Here is a 22,401-nt window from a genome sequence, read left to right on the forward strand (position 1 = left end):
AGCAGTCATCCGGGGCTCGCGCTTGTCGCGCCCCGGAATGACGGTCAGTTCTTCAGCCGATACCCTGTCCGGAAGATCCACCAGATCACGACCAGGCAGATCACGAGGAACGCGGTCGTCATGCCGATGCTGACGGCGACGCTGACGTCGGCGATCTCGTAGAAGCTCCAGCGGAAGCCGGAGATCAAATAGACGACCGGGTTGAGCAGCGCCACCGTGCGCCAGGCGGGCGGCAGCATGTCGATGGAATAGAAGCTGCCACCGAGGAAGGTCAGCGGCGTCACCACCAGCATCGGGATCATCTGCAGCTTCTCGAAGCCGTCGGCCCAGATGCCGATGATGAAGCCGAACAGACTGAACGTCACCGCCGTCAGCACCAGGAAGGCGAGCATCCAGACCGGATGATGGATGTGCAGCGGGACGAACAGGCCGGCTGTCGCCAGGATGATGAGGCCCAAAATGATCGACTTGGTCGCGGCCGCGCCGACATAGCCGAGCACGATTTCGTAATAGGAGATCGGCGCCGACAGGATCTCGTAGATCGTTCCGGTGAATTTCGGAAAGTAGATGCCGAACGAGGCGTTCGCGATGCTCTGGGTCAGCACCGAGAGCATGATCAGGCCGGGCACGATGAAGGTGCCATAGCTCACGCCCTCGACCTGGCTGATGCGCGAGCCGATCGCGGCGCCGAACACCACGAAATACAGCGAGGTCGAGACGACCGGCGAGACGATGCTCTGCAGCAACGTACGCCAGGTGCGCGCCATTTCGAACAGATAGATGGCGCGGATGGCGCGGTGATTCATGACGTCCTCACGAGATCGACGAAGATATCCTCGAGCGACGATTGGGTCGTGTCGAGATCGTTGAAGCGGATGCCGGCGGTGCGGAGGTCGCCGAGCAGGCTGGTGATGCCGGTGCGCTCGCCCTTGGTGTCGTAATCGTAGATCAGCGTCGCGCCGCCGTCGCAGAGGTCGAGCTCGTAATGCCTGAGGCTCTCCGGCAGCGCATCGAGCTTGCCCTGCAGGTGCAGCGTCAGCCGCTTCTTGCCGAGCTTCTGCATCAAGGTGGCCTTGTCCTCGACCAGCACGATCTCGCCCTTGTTGATGACGCCGATGCGGTCCGCCATCTCCTCGGCTTCCTCGATGTAGTGCGTGGTCAGGATGATGGTGACGCCGGATTGCTGGAGGGTCCGTACCACCTCCCACATGCCCTTGCGCAGCTCGACATCGACGCCGGCGGTCGGCTCGTCCAGGAACAGGATCTGCGGCTCGTGCGACAGCGCCTTGGCGATCATCACGCGGCGCTTCATGCCGCCGGAGAGCGTGATGATCTTGTTGTCCTTCTTGTCCCACAGCGAGAGGTCCTTCAGCACCTTCTCGATATGCGCAGGATTCTTCGGTTTGCCGAACAGGCCGCGGGAGAAGCTCACGGTCGCCCACACGCTCTCGAAGGCGTCGGTGTGCAATTCCTGGGGCACCAGGCCGATCAGCGAGCGTGCCTTGCGATAGGAGGTCTGGATGTTCTCGCCGCCGACCAAAACCTTGCCTTCGCTCGGATTGGCGATGCCGCAAATGATGGAGATCAGCGTGGTCTTGCCGGCGCCGTTGGGGCCGAGCAGCGCAAATATCTCGCCGCGCTGGATATCGAGATTGACGTTCTTGAGCGCCTTGAAGCCGGACCCATAGGTCTTCGACAAATTGGCGACGGAAATGATGGAAGACATGATGGCCGCAAGCCTGAGGGGCAAATGGTGGGGGAGGGAGGCTGGAACCTGCCGGTAACGGGGGGCCAGCGGAGCCCTGAGATAGGAATGCCCTTACCGGGCCGCAATCGGCTGGAGAAAAATGGTCTCAAAACAGGCCCTTACGTGGCAGGTTTCGGGCAAGTGTTGCGCGATGGTCACTGCTTGCTGCTAAGATTGCTGCTCACGCGGCTCTTTGTTGCGTCTGCGAGCAGGCCATGGCTACGATTCCGGCCAATCGCAAAGCGCATCGTCCCCAGGGAAAACATCGATGAGACCGAACGGCCGTCACACCGCGGGCGCCAGCCAGCTGTCCGCCCTCCGTGCGTGGGCGATGGGCCTGCTCCTGCTGTCAGCTGTTGCCATCAGCCCGACCACCGCCAAGGCGGCGCCGAGCCAGGCGGCCGCGACGACGCACGTCTATCTGCTCCGCGGCGTGCTCAACATCTTCTCGCTCGGGCTCGACACCATCGGCGCCCGGCTCCAGGCGCAGGGCATTCCGGTGACGGTCGCGAATTTCGTGTCCTGGTCCTCGCTCGCGGATGAAGCCGCGACCGCCTACAAGGCCGGCCGGCTCAAGACCATCGTCCTGGTCGGGCATTCCTCGGGTGCGACCGCGCTGCCGGACATGATTGCCAAGCTCAACCAGCTCGGCGTGCCCGTGAAGCTCGCGATCGGCCTCGATTCCGTGTTCAAGACCAAGCTCTCGACCGGCGCCGAGCGCTACATCAACATCTATATCGGCGACGGCCCCGGCGAGCCGGTGCGGGCCGCGGCGGGCCTGCGCGGCAAGCTCGACAATGTCGACGTCCGCGGCTCCGGCGTCGGTCACATCTCGATCGACAAGAACGAGGCGATCCAGCGCCGCGTCATCGCCGAGATCGACGCCGCCATCATGCGCTCGCGCGCGCCGGCTGCTCACGTCGCCGAACCCGGCGCCCCCGCCGCGCCGCGGCAGGCGCGCTCGGCGGCGGCAACGGCGCCGCGGAACTGATCGTTAGCCAGGAATAGCCACTCATCACGCCGCCGTCGACTTCGTTGTCGGCGTCGTCGTCGTTTTGTCTTTCGCGAATGTGCCATCGCCAAAGAAGAGAAAGGCCCGCCGCGGTAGCGGCGAGCCCTTTCGAAGCGTCGAGCCCAGCTGCGGTTACTTCTTCTCGGGCACCCAGGTCGTGCTGGCCTTGTCGTACTTGAAGCCCGGGGCCTCCTTGAGGCTGTCCTTGGACTCGTCGAGCGTCAGCCACCATTTGTCGTTCTTCTTGGTGGTCTTGACCGCGCTGAAGGGAATGATGACGTCCTTCTCGCCGGCGCCCAGGAAGCCTCCGACGCCAAGGACAAGCCCAGTGATCTTGCCGGACTTGTCGACGAGCACGTCATCGATGTCGCCGATCTTGCTTTCCTTGGGATCGTAGACGGCCTGCTTGTAGTAGTTGGTCACCGTCCAGCTTTCCGACGGCGCCGATTTCACGGTGGTCGTTGCTGCATGGGCGGCAGTCGCGGCGGCAGCAGCGAGAGCACATGCCAAAGCCAGCTTTTTCATTTCGGTCTCCTCAGCTTGATCGATCGCGGTGGCAACATGCGGTTCAAGCGAAGGTTCCTGTCCGTCGAATTCAAGGAACTCGGCCCACAATCTGGTGTTGTTACACCATGGCAAAGAGACGAGACGTTGGCCCAATGACGGTTCAGCCCGAGCGAAACTGGGCCGCTCGGCCGGTCGCCGAAAATGCGCCTGAGAAAAAGCCGCGGCCACGATCGGACCGGTTGAGCGCGACGCGGGCCACCTCGTTAAGGCAGCATGCGCTCCGAACGCAGCGCGCGTTGCTCGCCGGCAAGAGCGACGGTCGCAGGAGCACCTCGAAATGATAAGCCGGTCTTTCGGCGTGCCGGCTGTTTGGGGTCAGAACACGTGAAGATATTTCAGTGCCCGTCATGTCGCCAACCTGTTTCGTTCGAGCACGTCGCGTGCGCGAATTGCAGCACCGAGCTGGTGTTCGATTCCGCGCGCATCGACATGACGAAACTTGCATCCAATCAGTCTTGCCGTAACCGCGAGATCATCGGCTGCAACTGGTGTGTCGAGGGTGCGGACTGGTATTGCGGCTCATGCCGCCTGACGCGCACCACACCAGACCTCGGCAGCACCAGAAACATCATGCTCTGGCGGCGCATGGAGGAAGCCAAGCGCCGTCTCCTCTACGACCTCGCTCGCCTGGGGCTTCCGCTTGCATCCCGCAGTGGCGCGCAATTGGCGTTCGACATACTCTCGGACGAAGCCAATCCGATTTTGACGGGGCATCTCTCGGGCCTGATCACGCTCAATCTCGCGGAGGCCGACGACGTCGAGCGCGAAGCGCGCCGCGTGGCGTTCCGGGAGCCGTACCGCACCCTGCTCGGACATTTCCGGCACGAGATCGGTCACTTCTATTGGGACCTCCTCGTCGACGGCACCACATTCCAGGCGCCGTTCAAGCTGATTTTCGGTGACGAGACCCAGGACTATCAGGCCGCGATCACCGGCTATTACGGCCGCACCGATCGTTCATACGACCGGCGCGGCTTCATCAGCGAATACGCCACCTCCCATCCCTGGGAGGATTGGGCGGAAACGTTCGCGCATTTCCTGCATATCGTGTCGACGCTCGACTCGCTGGCAGGTCTGCCGTTGTCCCTTGACGAGCGCGCCCGCCAGACCCTGACGGATCCCTATCTGGAGAGCGATTTCGAAGCGCTCCTGGCATTGTGGACGCCGCTCTCCCGCGGCATCAACGCGCTCAATCGCTCGCTCGGAATGAGCGACGCCTATCCGTTCGACATATCGCCGGCGGTGAAGGGCAAGCTGCATCTCGCGCACATGGCGATCAGCGCATTTCGTGATCAGCAGAGATTGGCGGCATAGCGCCGCGGAGAATGGCCCCGGTCATCTCAAGAACGCGCGAATGCTCTCCGCGATCTCCCGTGCATGCGTTTCCAGCGCGAAATGACCGGTGTCGAAGAACTGCACCACAGCGTTGGGATTGTCGCGCTTGAACGCCTCGGCGCCGGGCGGAATGAAGAACGGATCGTTCTTGCCCCAGACCGCGAGGAACGGCGGTTTGTGCGTGCGGAAATACTCCTGGAATGACGGATAGAGCGCGACGTTACTTTTGTAGTCGCCGAACAGATCGAGCTGTACGTCGTCCGAGCCCGGACGCGCCAGGTAGAAATTGTCGAGGTTCTGGCCGTCCGGCGACACCAGGGTCGCATCGGGAACGCCATGAGTGTACTGCCAGCGGGTCGCCTCCGGCGCGAGGAAGCCGCGCAGCGCCTCGCGATTGGCCGGCGACGGATCCTGCCAATAGGCCTTGATCGGCGTCCAGCCATCGCTGAGGCCGTCCTCATAGGCGTTGCCGTTCTGCGAGATGATCGCCGTGATCCGCTCGGGGTGGCGCAGCGCGAGCCGGAAGCCGGTCGGAGCGCCGTAATCAAACACGTAGACAGCGAAGCGATCGAAGCCGATCACCTCGGTGAAGCGCTCGATGACGTTCGCGATCTTGTCGAAGCTGTAGCGGAAGGTTTCGCGCGGGGGCATGTCGGACTGGCCGAAGCCGGGCAGGTCGGGCGCAACGATATGAAATTTGTCGGCGAGCAGCGGGATCAGGTCGCGGAACATGTGGCCGGCGCTCGGGAAGCCGTGCAGCAGTAGAAGCTTTGGCGCGCCCGAAGGCCCGGCTTCGCGATAGAACACCTTGAAGCCATCGACGTCTGCGGTGCGGTAGGTGGTCTGGGTCATGGCCGTCTCCGTTGCTCGAAGTAACCTGTTAAATGCCTAAAAATAGGTTATTAGTCCATATCGTAACTTGTCAATAGTCATTTTACAGGTTACTTGGTCGAGCCATCCTTCGAACCGGCCAGGGACCGCTCATGGACAGACCGCCTGCCATGTTCATCGCCGACTCGCTCGGCCTCGATTTCCTCAACTCGGTGGCGACACCGGTCGAAACGCCCGTCGATTGGATCGACGATGGTGACGGCCTGATCGACTGGCTCGCCCAATCGAAGCTGGTGCCGGTCGATGAGCTCGACGCGTTGCAGGCGCGCGCGGTGCCGGGAGAGCTGGACAAGGTCGCAAGCGAGGCGCGCGCCTTGCGCGAATGGTTCAGGGGCTTCGTGCGCAAGCATGCGGGCAGGCCGCTCACGGCGGCGGCTCTCAAAGAACTCGGTCCGTTGAACAGCTTGTTGGAGCGCGACGAGACCTTCAGCCGGATCGAATCCGGACACGGCGATGGCGGCGCTCTTTCGCTGCATAGGAAGCGGCGATGGCGATCGCCCGAAGCGTTGCTGCTGCCGGTTGGCGAGGCGATGGCGAAGTTCGTCTGCGAGGAGAATTTTGCCGACGTGAAGGCGTGCGAAGGCCATCACTGCACGATGTTGTTCGCCGACCACACCCGCAGGCGCGCACGGCGGTGGTGCATCATGGCGGTCTGCGGCAACCGCGCCAAGCAGGCCGCGCATCGCAACCGGCTCAAGAGCAGGCAGTAATCGACGACGTCCCGGCGCCTCTGTAGCGGCCGACCTATCGCTTCCTGACCAGCTTGAGAGGACGAGCGGTTCTCTGGGTGCGGGGCTTGATCGCTTCAATTTGCGCATCGGGTGGGCCCAGGAAGCGGACGAGCATCGTCTTCAGGTGCGCCGCGCTCTGCTTGATATCCAGCGTCGGGTTGCGGATCGGCATCGCGCGGGATCCGTCGATGAGGGCGATCAGGACGTCCGCCGTCGCATCCGGATTCAGTCCCGGATCGACCCGTCCCTGGCTTTGTGCCTGCCGCAGGAAATCGCTCCACATGCGGCGCACCGTCTCGGTGTGGCGTTCGATGAGCTTGGCGAATTCCGGATTGCGGGCGGCCTCCGCGAGACCGTCCAGGTTGAGGATCTGCGCAGGGCGAAACCGCAGGCTGGTTTCCTCGATGTCGGTCAGCAGCGCCTCGATCACGTCGGGGGCGGCGAGAATTTTTTCGAAGCGCTCCGCCGCATGCGCGAGGCCCAGGTCGATCATCGCCTCGATGATCGCCTCCTTGCTCGGAAAGTAGTGATAGAGGTGGCCGGGACTGATGCCGGCCGCGGTGCAGATGTCTGTCGTGCTGGCGCCGCGGAATCCGTCTCTGATGAAGCAGCGGATCGCCGCGCCGAGGATCTCGCCGCGCTTCTGCTCATGCTTGACGGGGTCGACTTTCCTCAAACCGGACATCTCCATTCACACTCGCCCCGTTTAGCACGACGATTCGCCACGAGAAAATCAAAATTAGAGAGTTCCATCTATTTATGTTGACGGATGTTGCTGAACATGGGAGTGATTATTAGAGTGATCTATCTAATAATCTGTCGTTGCGGGAATGGGACCATGCGCTTTCCTCGGACGGTCCTGATGAGTGTCGCGCTGGCTCTCGGCGGGTGCGCGACCGCGCCGCTCGAGCGGGCCGGCTCGCTCAGGAGCTACGACCGGATGTCGGACGCGAACGGGCTGGTGACGCGATCGCAAATCCGCGTCAACAAGAAGGACGTGCTGGCGGCGAAAACGATCCGGATCGCGTCCACCGTCTTTCCCGCGCGCAACGATGTTGCGTTGAACCAAAAGGAGCGTCGCCTGGTTGCGAACGCCATCAGCCGCGAGCTGTGTCTGCGCTTGAGCGAACGCTTCCGCATCGTCTCTGCCGACGACGACGCCGACCTCACGGTGCAGGCGACGGTGACGCATGCCACGCCGACCAGCCCGACCGCTTCCGGCGCATCGAAGGCACTGTCGATTGCCAAGACGGTTGCACTTCCCGCCGTGCCTGTGCCGGTGCCGAGGCTTCCGGTCGGGCTCGGCAGCCTGTCGGTCGAGGCGGAGGCGCGCGACTTCGCCGGATTTCAGAAGGCGGCGATGGTCTGGGCGCGCAGCGCCAACTCCATCTCGAACTCGCCGCGGGTTGCCAACGAGGGCGATGCCTACGACCTTGCCGCCGATTTCGGCGCGGACTTCGCCAAGCTGGTCACATCGGGAGAATCGCCGTTCGGTGGAATCCCTGCGCTGCCTCCGATGGACAGCATTCCCGTCCGGCTCGGTGGTGCGCCCAAATATGTCGCGTGCGAAGCGTTCGGCCGATTTCCGGGCCTCACCGGTTTCGCAGGCCAGGGACTCGGCTTGCCGCCAGCCTGGACGGATTCCGGTGCCAAGGACAATTCACCTCCGGCACCAGCGCACGAGGTGAATTCAGGGCAGCCGCTCACGCAATGACCTCGACGCATTCTCTGCCGCGTTCGCCGCGGCGTCCGCCCGAGCGCTCGCCCTTGGCCGCCAATCCGTGCATGCCCTGGCCGCCATTGTCGTAATTGGACGACCCCGGTCGCGGTCGTCCAAGCGGTCTATCGGCAGGCGGGCTAGAGTGCCGCGAAGATTGTTTCGCCGACTTTGGAATGTCGCGTCCGATCAGGTCTTCGGATGTGACGGCTGGGGATCAACATGAAGAATTTTGCTATGGCTGCCCTGTTCCTTGCCTTCGGAACGGTGGCGGTCCTGGCCGCCGACCTCCCCGTCAAGGCGCGACCTGTGGTCATCGATCCCGGCTACAATTGGAGCGGCTTCTACGTCGGCGTGAACGGCGGCTCTGCCTGGAATAACGCCAACGACGTCGTCGTTTCCGGCACCCCTGTGATCACGGTCTCGCAGCCCGGCGCGGTCCCCTTCGCCGTCGGCGGACTGCGGCCGGAGGGCTATCTCGTCGGCGGACAGGTCGGCTGGAATTACCAGTTCGGCGCCGGATTGGTCGGCATCGAGGGGGATTTCAATTTCGCCGACATCAAAGACTCCCGCAATGTCGATTTACCAGTGCTCGGACCGGCTGCCAGGACCAGCGCGAGCGAGAAGATCGACTTCTTCGGCACGGTGCGCGGCCGTCTCGGCGGAATCGTGTCGCAGCGGCTGCTGCTGTTCGCGACGGGCGGTCTCGCCTACGCCAACGTCAAGGACAGCGCCAACATCAACGAGTTCTTCAATGCGCCGGTGATTGGACGGCAGTTCATCGCGAACGCCTCCGACCTGCGGTTCGGATGGACGGTCGGCGCCGGCGCAGAATGGGCCTTTGCCAGCAACTGGAGCGTCAAGGGCGAGTACCTCTATTACGATCTCGGCAGCCGCACGATCACGGGCTCCCAGACCAATCCGGTCGATACAGAGTTCGCGACCTACAGCTTCTCGACTCGCGGAAACATCGTGAAGGCGGGCTTGAACTACAGGTTCGACGGAGGCGGCCCCATTGTTGCAAGATACTGATCTCGGCTAAGACACCGATTGACCGCCGCCCGGGCGTTGCCTTGGCGCCCATTCTTGCCCCAAAAACCACCAAATCGACGGTCACTAAGCCGGGCAACGGGGGCTTCTGCTGCCCGGTGGTGGGACTGCGGACTAAATGATTGATCCAAGGCGACTTGTGGTGCTGTCAGCGGTTGCGCTGCTCGCCTTGAATCCCGGCCTGGCCGCAGGCTCGCCCGCCAAGTCGAAGCGGGCGGCAGTGGCGACCGTCGCGCCGCCTCCACCCCCGCCGGCCGAGCCGCTGCCGCCGCCGAAGATCTACCTGTTTCGCGGCGCCATGGGCCCGATCTTCTCGACCGGCATGGACCGGCTCGGCGAAAAGCTGACGAAGGCCGGCTTCTCGGCGGATGTCTACGAATTCACCATCTGCCGATGGATCGGCGATCGGGCCATCTCCAGCTACAAGGAGACGCCGGCGCCGATCGTGCTGATCGGCCACTCCATGGGCGGGCTGTGCTCGATCGTCATCTCCGAGATGGCGGCCAAGGAGAACATCCCGATCAGCCTCGTCATCACCATCGATCCCGCGCATGCGACCGGCGACGTGCCGCTCAATGTCGAGCGCTTCATCAATATCTTCCTGTCCGACAGCGTGCTCGGCGGCGGCGATGTCGTGGCCGTGCCCGGCTATCGCGGTCACTACGCAAGCTACGACCTCAAGGAGAACAGCCGCGTCTCGCACATCAATATCGAGAAGTCGGACGACATCCACCGCCAGATCGTCGAGATGGTGACGCAACTGCCGCGCATCCCGCCCCAGACCCAGGTCGATGCCGTGCCGCTGCGCTATCTCGTGCCGGCGGATACGCTGGTGGAGTTGTGGGATTCCGGCGTGCGGGTGCCTGTGCGCGCCGGCGACACCATGGGGAGCATCGCAGCCGCCCACCGCGTGCCGCTGTGGTCGATCGCGCAGAGCAACTCGCTGGCGGAGAACGCGCCGCTTATGCCCGGCCAGTCCATCATCGTCCCGCGTCATCTGACGCCGCTTGAGCCGATCGCCGCGATGGCGACGCCGCCGCCCGCGCCCGCTGGGCGGAAGTAGGAGAAGATCGGGCTGTCGCAGGCCAAGAAGTTGGATTCCCCTCCCACGCGCAGGGAAGCGCCACGCAGACATTCCGCGATACATGCTCGGCATGCGCATTTTCAGCAGATCGAGGTCACACGAGGAGATCGTGCGGCACATGAGACCCGGCTAAGCCGCCCACGACGTGAGTGCTATCGTCCAGATGCGGAACCTCGCCCGCTGTCGCGGCGCTACCATGTCCGCCGGCATGTGCCGCGCCTTCATGATGATCGAGCGGCGCTGGGAGATCGTCCACAAATGCGATGCTCGACCTCTCGATCGCCGGATTCAGGAAGTTGAAGGAATCGCCCAGTCCCGACGGATGTGCCTGCGCGTTTCCGTGTGGGCCGCCTGTGCCGCCTGCCGCGGAATGAAGTTGGTCATTGGGCCTGTCGGGCGCCGCCATCGAAGCATGACTGTGTTCGCTTGCCTGCGATGGAATCGAATGAGCGGTGCCGCCGTTCACGAGGCCTTTCTGGGAGGCGACATCAGGCGTATTGCCGGCGTCGGCAAGGTTCGCTCTGCTATGAGCCTCCGCAGCCTTGCCGTCACCGGGATGCTGGTCGATGGCAGGGAGCGCATCCAGCGCACTGAAAGCGACGGCATGATTTTGCTCCAGCATGCCGGTTGCGCTAATTCCCTTCGGATGGATGCTGTCGTCGGTCCAGGATGGTTCGAAGACAAATTTGAAGTGGTCCATCGATAGCGAATGGATTGCCGGCTCCGAGGTGCCGGGTTGTGTCGGAACCTCGTCCGGGGCGGAAGAGGTGATCTCCTTGCTCCCCCCGCTTTGATCCCGGTCAAAATCGAAGAGAAAGCTCACATCGATTGCGGTCGAGCTTCCGTCCAACGATACAGAGCCGCTACTGCTCTTCGCTTCGGTCGAGGCGTCGGAGGTGCTGAATGTCATGACCGCCGCGTCGCCTTGCGCGGCGGCGGCCGGATCGAGGGTGTCGTTCACCGCCAAGGCCGGTGCCGCGGTTTGATCCACGATGAAGTCCGCCGAATCGATGGTCGCGACGCCCTGGAGATGAACTTCCAGCAGGCTGGAATCGCCGATCTGGAGGGTTTGATCCGTCGGATTGACGTACACGATGGTTTCATTGGCTGAGCTGTCGTAAATCCAGGCGATGGTGTGCGGCGGCACGGACGTACTCGTCGAGCTCAATGCCAGGATCACGAATCCGAGCGCGCCGATCGCCGTCAAATCGATCTTGTCGGTTCCCGATATGAAATCGGTAATCGTATCGAAACGGCCGGCTCTTGAATCCGCCACCGACAGATAAGCGAAGACATCATCGCCGTTGCTGCCCGTGAGCTGGTCCGCGCCGAGCCCGCCGATGATGGTGTCGTTCCCGTTGCTGCCGTCTATATCGTCGTGTCCGGAGCCACCGTAGAGGACGTCATCGCCGTTATTGCCCTTGATCGTATCGTCGCCCGATCCGCCAAAGATGGTATCGTTCACGCCGGTGCCATTGAGAGTGTCGTCGCCGGCGCCTCCATAGACGATCTGGGAAATGCTGCCGCCACCGGCGATGGTCTCGCCCGCGGGGGTGCCGTAGACGAACGGGGGATCGGATACGACGGTGGCTCCCGTTGCCAGATTGTCGAAGTCATTGGGATCGGCGTCGCTGGCGCCGTGGATGGCGATCGTGATCTCTTGCGTGGTGCCGTCGATGCTCGTCACCGTGAAATGATCGGTGAGCGTATCGCCGACGTCGAGCGCGTCCACCACGCTGTTGTTGTTGTCCAGCGTATAAGTCCACAGCCCGGACGCGGTCATTGTAAAAGTGCCGTAGCCGCCGTCGCTTGCAGTAGGCGAGGTCACGGCCGTGAAAGTGTTGGCGGAGTTGTCGACGTCGGTATCGGTGAGCGTGCCGGTCGTGACAGGTGTGCCGGGAGTGACGCCGCCTGCTTCGAGCACCGAGCCCGTCGTCATCCCGGAAATGATGGCGGCGTCGTTGGCGCCGTTGATCGTAATCGTCACCACTTGCGGCGTGCCGTCGACGGTCGTCACGGTGAATTGGTCGATCAGGGTATCGCCGGCATTGAGCGCCTGCACCGTGGCGTTGCTGTTGTCGAGCGTGTAGACCCACGTGCCCAGCGCCGTCATCGTGAAGGTGCCGAAGCCGCCCGCGCTCGGCTTGGGCGTGCTTACCGCGGTGAAGCTGTTGGAGGTGTTGTCGGGATCGGCGTCGCTCAACGTGCCGGTCGCAGTCTGCGTACCAGGCGTACCATTGGCGAAAACTCCGGCCTCGATCACAGAGCCGGTCGCCGTTCCGGAAATCACCGCAGCATCATTGCTGCCGTTGACGGTGATCGTCACCGTCTGCGCCGTGCCGTCGGCCGTGGTTACGGTGAAACTGTCTGTCAGCGTGTCGCCGTTGTTGAGCGCCTGCACCGCGACGTTGGTATTGTCGAGCGTGTAGCTCCACACGCCGGCCGTGGTGATGGTGAAGCTGCCATAGCTTTGTGCGCTTGCAGTCGGCGCGTTGACCGCCACGAACGCGTTGGCCGGGCTGTCGACATCCGCGGCGGCGAGCGTGCCCGTCGCGATCGGCGTGCCGGGCGAAGTGCCGCTCGCCTCGACGACTGAACCGGTCGCGGCCCCGGAGACGACGGCGGCGTCGTTGCTGCCCTGAATGGTGATCGTGACGATCTGGGGTGTTCCGTCGATGCTGGTCACGGTCAGGGTGTCGGTCAGGGTGTCGCCGACATTCAGGGCCTGTACCGTGCTGTTGCCATCGTCGAGCGTGTAGGTCCACACGCCGCCGGCTGTCATCGTGAAAGTGCCGTAGCCACCCGCGCTCCTGGTCGGCGAACTGACCGCCGTGAAGGTGTTGGGCGGATTGTCGACATCCGTGTCAGTAAGCGTGCCGGTTGCTGTCGGCATGCCCGGCACCGCGTTGGCGACGCCGCCCGCCTCTACCACCGTGCCGCCGGCGTTGCCCGAGATAATGGCCGTGTCGTTGACGCCTTTGATGGTGACTATGAAGGTTTGGCTCGTCGAGAGCCCGCCGTCCGATACGGTGACGACGAAGCTCGTGGTCGTCGGCGACGACAGGGCATTGATTGCATCGCTGTTCGGAACAAACGTGTAGGCGCCGGATGTGCTATTGAGATAGAGCGTGCCATACGGACCGGTCTGCGAAAGATCGAATGTGGCTCCATCCAGCACCGTGGTGCCGCCCGTCCCGCCGGCGAGACCGTAGGTCAACACGGCATTGAACAGGCTACTAGCGGTGAAGATCCCGCTTGTCGCGGTGAATTGGTCGTCGAATTTGAACGTATCGATTTCGGTTGGGCCGGCCGGCACGTTCAGTGTCGGCAGCGGGCGCTCGATCAAGGGGATGTTGAACGGCGCCACCATCGGAAGCAGGTTTGGCGGCGCAGTCGTGTTTTCCGACGTGAAATTGATGTGCTGCGGCGAAAGCGAGCCGGCGAAGGGTGGCGTGCTCGATCCTGTCGGACCTCGCGTGAGATTGGCGAGCACGTCCTGCTGAGCCGCCTGCAATTCCTCCATGCGAGCGGCACTGTTGGCGACCTGGTTTACGCTGACCGAGGAGCCGGTCTTGTGCAGGACGAAAGTCTCGCCCGGATCGTCGACGATGATATGTCGCGGCACCGGCTCCTTGGTGATGAGTTCGAATGTGCCGTGCTGAAGGTCTTTGTAGGTGATCGTGTCATCGTCCAGAAACGTGGCGTCCGGGTCTGCGGCCTGTGCGTCCTCCATCATGGAGAATGTCAACGCCGCAAGCGTCAGGATGCCGAAGCCCGTCGCATATGACCGGCCACGAACGCTCCCGACCGGCGTGTCGACTGTCAGAGTACCGCTGTTTGCCAGTCGGCCGGCGGCAAAAGCAAAGCTCCCGCTGCTGACCGCAACGACGGTCGAACCCGAAGTGACGTCGGAAGCGGAGGCGAATTCGCGCAACTCCATGCGAGCTTGGCCGGAGATGTCGAAGACCGTGTCGTCGAGAAGCCGAATTCCGATCTGTGCATCCGCAGCAGTTTCGATTATGTCACCGCGGCAGACAAGGTCGCCAATGCTGACCTGAATCGTCGCGCCGCCGTGGCGTATGAGGGTGACGCAACCGAATGCCCTTTGGACGATGCCGACGATCTGGAGAGGCAAAGCCGCAACGACCCCATTCTGGGGTCCAACGCCAAAAGCAACTGACATGGTCGTGGCCTCGCGTGCCGAATAACTCGGGCTCGGCGCGGTGCCGCGGTCTTCTTGTCGGTTTTGCTACGCCAAAGGCGAAATGCGCAATTTTTGGCGTTAGCAACCCCAGGCCTGCACGCCGAAGACGTTTGTTAAAAAACTGAACTCTATAGGTCTAGCCAGACTCTATAGGTCTGGCCAGGATGATAGCAGGTTCAGCGGAGATGCCTCTCCGCGACAGCAATTTGCGCTCTCAAGAAGTTGACGGTCGAGAGGCGCGAAATCTAGCTCTCTTTCGCTGGTCACGCAAACGGCTTGGGCCTAAGATCGACTAACGAAGAGATACGAAGAGATGCTTTGTCTGGAAGTCAGGTCCGTAAGGACCGATCCAGGTTGCAGATATTGACGATGCACGAATTGCGAGCTTGGCCGGGGGCTCATACAGCTCCCCTCAGGCGGCACGCAAACAAGATCTTCTCGGAAAGGGCGGGTCATGTGCAGACATACGATTGCAGTATTCGTGACTGGCCTCATTTGGGCATCCGCAAGTGTTCTTGCGGTGCAAGCGCAGGCTCAAGTCAATCCCGTGACACGCGGCCTTGAGGACGTCGTGCCAAGACCCATCGGCAAGGTCGTAGCCGTTACAGGTTCGGTTTCGATCGAGCACGCAGGTGCGGTCTTGGTCCAGGCGAAGCTTGGCGATCCGGCTGCTGAAACGAGGGCTGGCGATGTCGTGTATCTTCGCGACGTGGTGCGAACCGGAGCGGACAGCCGGGTCAGCATCAATTTCAGCGATGGCTCGTCGTTCAATCTGTCGAGCAACGCGCGTATGACCTTGGATGAATACGTGTATGAGCCGGACGGCAAGTCCAACGCAACGTTTTTCAATCTGGCCAGAGGAACGGCGACATTTGTCGCCGGCCAGGTCGCGAAGACCGGCGATATGAAGGTCGATACGCCCGTCGCAACGATGGGAATCCGAGGCACCACCCCGCGCATCGAAGTTTCGGACGACGGCGCGGTCAGGTTTTCGACTCTCATCGAAGAGGGCAAGAGCAAGTTGATGAAGAAGCGCGTCACTGCTGCAATGCCCGACCGGGGGAGCGGTCCAAGGCTGAACATTTGCAGGGGATGCTGAAGCGACACGGAAATGACTATCAGGGCCGCCATCATCGACCGCGTCGCGCCTATTCTCGTGATGCTGTCGCTCGGTTTGCCGGCGGCCGCGCAGCAGCCGCAGAAAAATAGTAACCTCAAGAGCATTGAGCAGTGCAACGGTACAGACCGTATTCCGGCCCAAGCCCGGATCGCCGGCTGTACGGCGCTCATCAATTCGGCTGATGCCAAGCCGGAGGCGCTGGCTGTGGCTTACAACAATCGTGGCAACGCCCATGCCGCAGCGGCGGAGTACGACCGTGCGATCAGCGATTTCGATCGAGCGATCGAGCTCGCCTCAGGCTATGTCAAGCCGGTGAATAATCGCGGCGTCGCCTATTTGAGGAAGGGAGCATATGAGGACGCGGTCAAGTCCTTCGACGAGGCAATCAGGCTCAACCCGGCTTATGGCAGCGCCTTCGCCAATCGCGCGGAAGCCCACTTGAAGCTGAACCGGTATGATCGGGCCGCGCTGGATTTCGACGAGGCCATCCGGCTCGATCCGAATTTGGCGTGGGCAAGAAGCGGACGCTGCTGGACCCGAGCGGTCATTGGCGATCTGCAGGCCGGGCTCGACGATTGCGACAGAGCGATCCAGTCGGGGTCGAACGATGCTGCGACATACGATTCACGCGCGCTGATCCATCTGAAGATGGGCCAGCTCGCCGCGGCGATCGACGACTACAGTTTTGCGTTGCGCCTGGCACCAAACCTGGCAAGCGCGCTCTATGGACGAGGACTTGCCAGGCTCAGGCAGGGCGACAATGCCGGCGGCGATCGCGACGTCTCGGCAGCAAAGCTCATCGACGTCAAAGTCGCCGACGAGTTCGCCCGCTACGGCGTGCAGTGACGTCAGGATTGGCCCACCGAAATTGGCGCTGGCCTGCTAGACGTTCGACCCGTGGATCGCGTCGATCACGGCGTCCGTCACTTCCTTCGTCGTCGCCTTGCCGCCGACATCGGGCGTCAGCACGCCCGCCGCGCAGACCCGCTCGACTGCGGCCATCAGCCGCATGGCCGCGTCCTTCTCGCCGAGATGCTCCAGCATCTGCGCGCCGGTCCAGAACGTCGCGACCGGATTGGCGATGCCCTTGCCGGTGATGTCGAAGGCCGAGCCGTGGATCGGCTCGAACATCGAGGGGAAGCGGCGCTGCGGATCGATGTTGCCGGTGGGCGCGACGCCGAGGCTGCCCGCCAGCGCGCCGGCGAGATCGGAGAGGATGTCGGCGTGCAGATTGGTCGCAACGATGGTGTCGAGGCTCTTCGGATGCAGCGTCATGCGCACGGTCATGGCGTCGACCAGCATCTTGTCCCAGGCGACGTCGGGGAATTCGGCGGCGACTTCGGCGGCGATCTCGTCCCACATCACCATGCCGTGGCGCTGCGCGTTCGACTTCGTCACCACGGTCAGGAACTTGCGCGGACGCGACTGCGCGAGCTTGAACGCGTAGCGCATGATCCGCGTCACGCCGACACGGGTGAACACCGCGACCTCGGTGCCGACCTCCTCGGGCAGGCCCCTGTGGGCGCGGCCGCCCATGCCGGCATATTCGCCTTCCGAATTCTCGCGCACGATCACCCAGTCGAGGTCGCCGACGCCGACATTGCGCAGCGGCGAGGCGACACCCGGCAAAATCTTGGTCGGCCGCACATTGGCATATTGGTCAAAACCCTGGCAGATCGGCAGCCGCAGCCCCCACAGCGTGATGTGATCGGGCACGTCGGGCGCGCCGACCGCGCCGAAATAGATCGCGTCGAATTTCTTGAGCTCGGCGAGACCATCGGCCGGCATCATCACGCCGTGCTTCTTGTAATAGTCCGAGCCCCAGTCGAACGTCTTGATGGTGAACGCGAGGTCGCCGCTGCGCTGCGCCAGCGCCTCCAGCACCCGGACACCGGCCGAGATTACCTCAGGGCCGATCCCGTCGGCGGGAATGGCTGCGATCGAATGTGTGCGCATGAGAATGCTCCGTTTGAGAGATCAGTGAGATTGCGGGACGGGTTCGACGGGTACGGGCTGTGCGCGCGACAATAGCAGGGTGACGGCCGCGGAGAGAACGAGCAGGCCGGCGACGAAGTAAAGCCCGCCGACAAAACTGCCGGTCCGGTCCTTGATCCAGCCGATCATGGCGGGACCGACGAAGCCGCCGAGATTACCGATCGAGTTGATGGTGGCGATGCCGGCCGCTGCCGCGGGACCGGACAGGAACAGCGTCGGCATGCTCCACAGCGGCGGCTTTGCGGAGGAAATGCCGATATTGACGAGGGCAAGCGCGACCAGCACGGCGACGACGCCGGTCGCAAGGCCGGCATAGGCGAGCCCGGCTGCGGCAATCAGGCAGGCCCACACGACATGCCAGGTGCGCTCGCCGGTGCGGTCCGAATGCCGCGCCCACAGGATCATGGCAACGACCGCGGCGGTTGCCGGCAACGCGTTGAGGAAGCCGACCTGAAGCGAGGACAGGCCGAACTGCTTGATGATCTGCGGGGCCCAGACGCCGAGCGTATAGAGCCCCGCCGAGGTGCCGAAATAGATCAGCGCCAGCGCCAGCACGCGTGGATCGGCAAGCCCGCGCCAGATGCTGTGGCTCGCGGTCGCGGCCTTGCTGGTGGTCTCCAGATTCATCGTCTCGACCAGCCAGCGCCGCTCGTCCTCCGCGAGCCATTTCGCCTTCTCCGGGCGATCGGTCAGGAAGCCCAGCACGACGAAGCCGAGCAGCACGGCCGGCAGCGCTTCCAGCACGAACAGCCATTGCCAGCCCTTGAGGCCGAGCATTCCGTCCATCTCCAGCAGCGCGCCGGAAACCGGCGAGCCCAGCACGGTCGAGAGCGGCGCGGCCGCCATGAACAGCGCGGTGACCGCGGCTCGCTGGCGCGCCGGAAACCAGTAGGAGAGATAGAGGATGATGCCGGGAAAGAAGCCGGCTTCGGCGACGCCGAGCAGGAAACGCAGCACGTAGAAGCTGGTCGGTCCCTGCACGAAGGCCATCGCGGCCGAGACCAAGCCCCATGTAATCATCACCCGTGCGATCCAGATCCGCGCGCCGATCTTGTGCAGGATGATGTTGGAGGGCACCTCGAACAGGAAATAGCCCCAGAAGAAGATGCCGGCACCGAAGCCGTAGACCGTGGGCGACAGGCCGATGTCCTTGTTCATCGTCAGCGAGGCAAAGCCGATATTGACGCGGTCGATGAAGGCCACGAAGTAGAGCAGCATGATGAAAGGAACGATGCGCAAGGTGATCTTGCGCAGTACGCGCGTCTGAATCTCGCTCGCCACCCTGGCCTCCCTGAATCCGGTTTGTCGTTATGCCGCAGTGAGCCTAGGCGTGAGCGGGAGGTTCGCTCAATTGGCGCTGGTTTATACAAAAAAATGATATAATCCTCGCCGGGCGAGACGAGAGGGTACGCGATGGAATTGCATCAGCTTCGATGCTTCGTGGCGGCGGCCGAACAGCTGCATTTCGGCCGCGCGGCGCAGCAGCTCCAGATGCTGCCCTCCGCGCTCGGGCGCCAGATCAGGCTGCTGGAACAGGATCTGGGCACGCGGCTGTTCGCGCGGACGACGCGTGCGGTGTCGCTGACGGAAGACGGCGCAACGCTCTTGCGCGATGCTCGCGCCATCCTCGCGCGGGTCGAGGCGGTCGAGAATAATCTGCGCAACCGTTCGCGTGCGGGGGCCGCGCGGCGGCTGCGGGTCGGTGCCATCGACAGCGCGGCGGCGGGATTGCTGCCGCCGCTGCTGCGTGATTTCCGCGACAAGCATCCTGACATCGCGGTGCAGCTTCTGGAGGACAAGACTGTCCGGCTGCTGCCGAAGATCCTGACCGGCGCGCTTGATCTTGCCTTCGTGCGCCCGCCGGTGCAGCCGGACAAGCGGCTCGAGTTCCGCGACCTTATCCAGGAGACTGCCATCGTGGCATTCCCGCAGCGCCACGCGCTGGCCGGGAAGAAGTCGGTCACGCTGGCCGAGATCGCCGACGAAGCGATGCTGGTGCCGGACCGCCGCTCGCGGCCGCATAGCCACGACCTCACCATCAAGCTGTTCGAGCAGGCGGGCCTCACTCCGCGCATCGTGCAGGTCGCCGACGAGAAGCAAACCATCATCCATCTGGTGGCAACCAGGCTCGGGGTCGCGATCGTGCCGCGCTGGACCACGCGGATGGCAGTGACGGGCGTGCGCTTCGTGCCGCTGCGGCCGAAGCAGAGCGGTCCCGTCGGCCGACTGCCTCTTGCCGCCGCTTGGATGCGCGGCTCGCGCGATCCGGCCCGCGATGCAATGCTGTCGGTGCTCGAGACACGCCTGCGCAGCTATGCGCGGGAGGCGTGAGGAGCTATGACGTTGGCGTGGACAGAAGGTGTGATGTGATGAGCCGTCAGAAAGCTTCGAACGAGTTGCGGGTGGCCATTGCAGGGCTGGGCTCGATCGGCACCAGGATCGCGACCGCGCTCGATCAGGGCATCGAGGGGCTGACATTGTCCGCCGTCGCCGTGCGCGATCCCGCCAAGCATCAAGCCTTTCTGGGTGGCCTGCGCCGCCTGCCGCAGGTGCTGCCGATCGACCGGCTCGGCGAGGCCGCCGACATCGTGGTCGAATGCGCGCCGAGCAGCCAGTTGCGCGCGATCGTCGAGCCTGCGGTGAAGTGCGGCAAGGCCGCGGTCGTCGTCAGCGTCGGCGGGCTGCTCGACAATTTCGATCTGGTCGATCTCGCCCGCGCCAATGGCGGCCGCATCATCGTGCCGACGGGCGCGCTGATCGGGCTCGATGCCGTCAATGCCGCCGCGATTGGCGCCATTCATTCGGTGAGGATGGTGACGCGCAAGCCGATCGATGGCTTGAAGGGCGCGCCGTTCATCGTCGAGAACAACATCGACATCGACAAGCTGCGCGAGCCGCTCAAGCTGTTCGAGGGCACGGCGCGCGAGGCCGCAAAGGGTTTTCCCGCCAATCTCAACGTCGCGGTCGCGCTGTCGCTCGCCGGTGTCGGGCCCGACCGCACAATGGTGCAGATCTGGGCCGACCCAGGCGTGACGCGCAACGTTCATCGCGTCGAGGTCGAGGCCGATTCGGCGCGCTTCTCGATGTCCATCGAGAACATCCCGTCGGAGAATCCCAAGACGGGATTGATCACGGCCCTCTCAGTGGTCGCGCTGCTGCGCAAGCAGCGCGCCACGCTGTGCGTCGGGACGTAACCTTTACGCGCCTGTGACGCGCCAGATCACGTTGCCGACGTCGTCGGCCATCAGCAGCGACTTCTTGTCGGGACCGATCACGACGCCAACCGGGCGGCCGTAGGATTCCTTCTCGTCCGGCGCGAGGAAGCCCGACAGGATGTCGCGCGCCGGGCCGGAGGGTTTGCCGTTCGCGAACGGGATGAACACCAGTTTGTAGCCGGACAGCGTGCTGCGATTCCACGAGCCGTGCTGGCCGATCGCCATGCCGTCGGGGAAGCCCGGCAGCGTGCCCGCGGGCATCCAGCACAGGCCGAGCGAGGCGGTGTGGCCGCCGAGCGCGTAGTCCGGCGCGAGCGCCTTGGCGACCATCGCCGGATCCTGCGGCACGCGGTCGTCCACCGTCTTGCCCCAGTAGCAATAGGGCCAGCCGTAGAAGCCGCCGTCGCGCACTGAGGTGAGATAATCCGGCGGCGTCTCGTCGCCGAGGCCGTCGCGCTCGTTGACGACGGTCCAGAGCACGTTCGTGTTCGGCTCCCAGGCAAGGCCGACCGGGTTGCGCAGGCCGGCACCGAAGATGCGATGCGTGCCGGCGAGGAGATCGAGCTCATAGACCGCGGCGCGGCCTTCCTCGACCTCCATGCCCATCTCGGCAATGTTGCTGAGTGAGCCGACGCCCGCATAGAGCTTCTTGCCGTCGGGGCTTGCGAGCAGGCTGCGCGTCCAGTGCCCGCTAGGCTTGAAGGTGGTGAGCCGCTTGCCTGGCGCGGTGATGCTGTCGGCATTCGCGACGTAAGGAAAGGCCATCACGCCGTCGGTGTTGCCGACATAGAAGGTGTCGCCGACCAGCGCCATGCCGAACGGCTGGCTGAGGTTTTCCATGAAGGCGCCGCGAAATTCGGCGACGCCGTCACCGTCCTTGTCGCGGAGCAGCGTGATGCGGTTGGCGGAAACGCCGAGCGCGGCGGCGCGCCGCATCGTCGCCTGCATCGCGTAGTGAAACACGGATCGCGGGGCGCCTGCGATCTGCGTCGCTTCCGCGATCAGCACGTCGCCATTGGGCAGCACCTCGATCCAGCGCGGATGGTCGAGGCCGGTTGCGAAAGCGTTGACCTTGAGCCCGGCGGCTGCCGTCGGCTTCTGCCCTTCGCTCCAGCCGCGCGCGGTCGGCATCTTCAGGGTCGGGATAGCGCCTTGCGGTTTGGCTTCGGGAATGGCGGGCGCGTGGCCCCAGGCGGGCGCGGGCTGGGTCCCCGTCAGCTTCCGCCATTGCAGCGCGATGCCGCCGAGGAGCGCGACGAACTGCGCAAAAATGCTGGAAAAATTCATGAGAAGCCCCTGTCGAACCTGCGGCACTGTCCGACGCCGGATCGCACCAGGCCCCGCGCGGGCTCAGGCCTGATCGTCGACCTCCTCAGATCCACGATGGATGTCGTCGTGCCTCGTTGCGCGCGCATCCAACTTGGTCGCGGTAAAAAGGTCAACCGTGGCGGAACTCAGCAGAGGTCTATTCCCGTGGAATGGCTGCCGGCCGAATTTGCATAGGGGCGGGGATTCATTGCTGTACTTGCCGTTCCAGCCGTCGCGCCGTCCGAAAATCCTCGAGGTGATGGACATTCGGCGCAAGCGCAGCTTCCTTGGAGAGCAGGTGATAGACGCGCGCGACCGTGCGCTGCTTCAGCTTCGGCCGCCCGGGCGGCAGCGCTCTCGCCTTGCGCACGGCGGCAATCGCGTGCTCGCGAAAATAGTCATAGGCGTCGGACATGGCTCGATGC

At 63.6% G+C, this 22,401-nt stretch carries 20 protein-coding genes; 10 read left to right on the forward strand and 10 right to left on the reverse strand.

What is annotated here, in order from left to right; translation table 11 throughout:
- Window positions 1-44 precede the first annotated feature (44 nt).
- Together OC450_RS02500 and OC450_RS02505 are read right to left on the reverse strand one after the other, a co-directional pair.
- The gene (locus tag OC450_RS02500) at window positions 45-806 is read right to left on the reverse strand and encodes an ABC transporter permease (protein ID WP_211384527.1); all 762 of its coding nucleotides are present in this window, start codon (window positions 804-806) and stop codon (window positions 45-47) included.
- A complete protein-coding gene (locus tag OC450_RS02505; RefSeq protein ID WP_211384528.1) occupies window positions 803-1,726 on the reverse strand; it encodes an ABC transporter ATP-binding protein in 924 nt (307 codons plus the stop codon). The genes OC450_RS02500 and OC450_RS02505 overlap by 4 nt, the downstream gene beginning before the upstream one ends.
- A gap of 289 nt (window positions 1,727-2,015) precedes the next feature.
- On the opposite strand from OC450_RS02505, the gene OC450_RS02510 reads away from it, so the two are divergent.
- Window positions 2,016-2,738, forward strand: a complete 723-nt coding sequence (locus OC450_RS02510; protein ID WP_211384529.1) for a hypothetical protein — start codon at window positions 2,016-2,018, stop codon at window positions 2,736-2,738.
- A gap of 153 nt (window positions 2,739-2,891) precedes the next feature.
- Here OC450_RS02510 and OC450_RS02515 read toward each other — a convergent pair whose 3' ends face one another.
- A complete protein-coding gene (locus OC450_RS02515) occupies window positions 2,892-3,284 on the reverse strand; it encodes a PRC-barrel domain-containing protein (protein ID WP_211384530.1) in 393 nt (130 codons plus the stop codon).
- 366 nt (window positions 3,285-3,650) lie between these two features.
- Between OC450_RS02515 and OC450_RS02520 the strand changes: the two genes are divergently transcribed.
- On the forward strand, window positions 3,651-4,640 hold the full coding sequence (locus tag OC450_RS02520) for a putative zinc-binding metallopeptidase (RefSeq protein ID WP_211384805.1): 990 nt from the start codon (window positions 3,651-3,653) through the stop codon (window positions 4,638-4,640).
- A gap of 21 nt (window positions 4,641-4,661) precedes the next feature.
- Here the strand turns inward: OC450_RS02520 and OC450_RS02525 are convergent, their stop codons facing one another.
- Window positions 4,662-5,513 carry an alpha/beta fold hydrolase gene (locus tag OC450_RS02525; protein WP_211384531.1) on the reverse strand — a complete coding sequence of 284 codons (852 nt, stop codon included), beginning with the start codon at window positions 5,511-5,513 and terminating at the stop codon, window positions 4,662-4,664.
- A 131-nt stretch (window positions 5,514-5,644) separates the two neighbouring features.
- Here OC450_RS02525 and OC450_RS02530 point away from each other — a divergent pair, with 131 nt between their 5' ends.
- A complete protein-coding gene (locus OC450_RS02530; protein ID WP_262047104.1) occupies window positions 5,645-6,262 on the forward strand; it encodes a CGNR zinc finger domain-containing protein in 618 nt (205 codons plus the stop codon).
- A 34-nt stretch (window positions 6,263-6,296) separates the two neighbouring features.
- On the opposite strand, the gene OC450_RS02535 is transcribed toward OC450_RS02530, so the two are convergent.
- Complete coding sequence (locus tag OC450_RS02535) at window positions 6,297-6,974, reverse strand: TetR/AcrR family transcriptional regulator (RefSeq protein ID WP_211384533.1); 678 nt, start codon at window positions 6,972-6,974, stop codon at window positions 6,297-6,299.
- A gap of 171 nt (window positions 6,975-7,145) precedes the next feature.
- Here OC450_RS02535 and OC450_RS02540 point away from each other — a divergent pair, with 171 nt between their 5' ends.
- From OC450_RS02540 to OC450_RS02550, 3 genes are all read left to right on the forward strand, one after another.
- A complete protein-coding gene (locus OC450_RS02540; protein WP_211384806.1) occupies window positions 7,146-7,997 on the forward strand; it encodes a DUF3313 domain-containing protein in 852 nt (283 codons plus the stop codon).
- Between the two features lie 225 nt (window positions 7,998-8,222).
- Window positions 8,223-9,032: an outer membrane protein gene (locus OC450_RS02545; RefSeq protein WP_262047105.1), complete on the forward strand. Its 810-nt coding sequence runs from the start codon at window positions 8,223-8,225 to the stop codon at window positions 9,030-9,032.
- A 136-nt stretch (window positions 9,033-9,168) separates the two neighbouring features.
- A complete protein-coding gene (locus OC450_RS02550; protein WP_211384535.1) occupies window positions 9,169-10,113 on the forward strand; it encodes a LysM peptidoglycan-binding domain-containing protein in 945 nt (314 codons plus the stop codon).
- A gap of 115 nt (window positions 10,114-10,228) precedes the next feature.
- Here OC450_RS02550 and OC450_RS02555 read toward each other — a convergent pair whose 3' ends face one another.
- A complete protein-coding gene (locus OC450_RS02555) occupies window positions 10,229-14,317 on the reverse strand; it encodes a VCBS domain-containing protein (RefSeq protein WP_262047106.1) in 4,089 nt (1,362 codons plus the stop codon).
- A gap of 502 nt (window positions 14,318-14,819) precedes the next feature.
- On the opposite strand from OC450_RS02555, the gene OC450_RS02560 reads away from it, so the two are divergent.
- A complete protein-coding gene (locus OC450_RS02560) occupies window positions 14,820-15,437 on the forward strand; it encodes a FecR family protein (RefSeq protein ID WP_315986369.1) in 618 nt (205 codons plus the stop codon).
- A 60-nt stretch (window positions 15,438-15,497) separates the two neighbouring features.
- On the forward strand, window positions 15,498-16,304 hold the full coding sequence (locus OC450_RS02565; RefSeq protein WP_249129163.1) for a tetratricopeptide repeat protein: 807 nt from the start codon (window positions 15,498-15,500) through the stop codon (window positions 16,302-16,304).
- Window positions 16,305-16,340: 36 nt separating this feature from the next.
- Here OC450_RS02565 and OC450_RS02570 read toward each other — a convergent pair whose 3' ends face one another.
- Together OC450_RS02570 and OC450_RS02575 are read right to left on the reverse strand one after the other, a co-directional pair.
- Window positions 16,341-17,414 carry a tartrate dehydrogenase gene (locus OC450_RS02570; protein ID WP_256806055.1) on the reverse strand — a complete coding sequence of 358 codons (1,074 nt, stop codon included), beginning with the start codon at window positions 17,412-17,414 and terminating at the stop codon, window positions 16,341-16,343.
- 21 nt (window positions 17,415-17,435) lie between these two features.
- The gene (locus OC450_RS02575; RefSeq protein ID WP_211384540.1) at window positions 17,436-18,734 is read right to left on the reverse strand and encodes an MFS transporter; all 1,299 of its coding nucleotides are present in this window, start codon (window positions 18,732-18,734) and stop codon (window positions 17,436-17,438) included.
- A 132-nt stretch (window positions 18,735-18,866) separates the two neighbouring features.
- On the opposite strand from OC450_RS02575, the gene OC450_RS02580 reads away from it, so the two are divergent.
- Both OC450_RS02580 and OC450_RS02585 read left to right on the forward strand, forming a co-directional pair.
- Window positions 18,867-19,784 (forward strand): LysR family transcriptional regulator, encoded by a 918-nt coding sequence (locus tag OC450_RS02580; protein ID WP_262047107.1) that lies wholly within the window; start codon window positions 18,867-18,869, stop codon window positions 19,782-19,784.
- A 38-nt stretch (window positions 19,785-19,822) separates the two neighbouring features.
- Window positions 19,823-20,647: an aspartate dehydrogenase gene (locus tag OC450_RS02585; protein WP_256806056.1), complete on the forward strand. Its 825-nt coding sequence runs from the start codon at window positions 19,823-19,825 to the stop codon at window positions 20,645-20,647.
- 3 nt (window positions 20,648-20,650) lie between these two features.
- Here the strand turns inward: OC450_RS02585 and OC450_RS02590 are convergent, their stop codons facing one another.
- Window positions 20,651-21,955 (reverse strand): PQQ-dependent sugar dehydrogenase, encoded by a 1,305-nt coding sequence (locus OC450_RS02590; RefSeq protein WP_262047108.1) that lies wholly within the window; start codon window positions 21,953-21,955, stop codon window positions 20,651-20,653.
- A gap of 226 nt (window positions 21,956-22,181) precedes the next feature.
- Complete coding sequence (locus OC450_RS02595) at window positions 22,182-22,391, reverse strand: hypothetical protein (RefSeq protein WP_256806058.1); 210 nt, start codon at window positions 22,389-22,391, stop codon at window positions 22,182-22,184.
- Window positions 22,392-22,401 lie beyond the last annotated feature (10 nt).

Source organism: Bradyrhizobium sp. Bra78 (assembly GCF_024519855.1).
In the GTDB taxonomy this organism is placed as follows: Bacteria; Pseudomonadota; Alphaproteobacteria; order Rhizobiales; family Xanthobacteraceae; genus Bradyrhizobium; species Bradyrhizobium japonicum_G.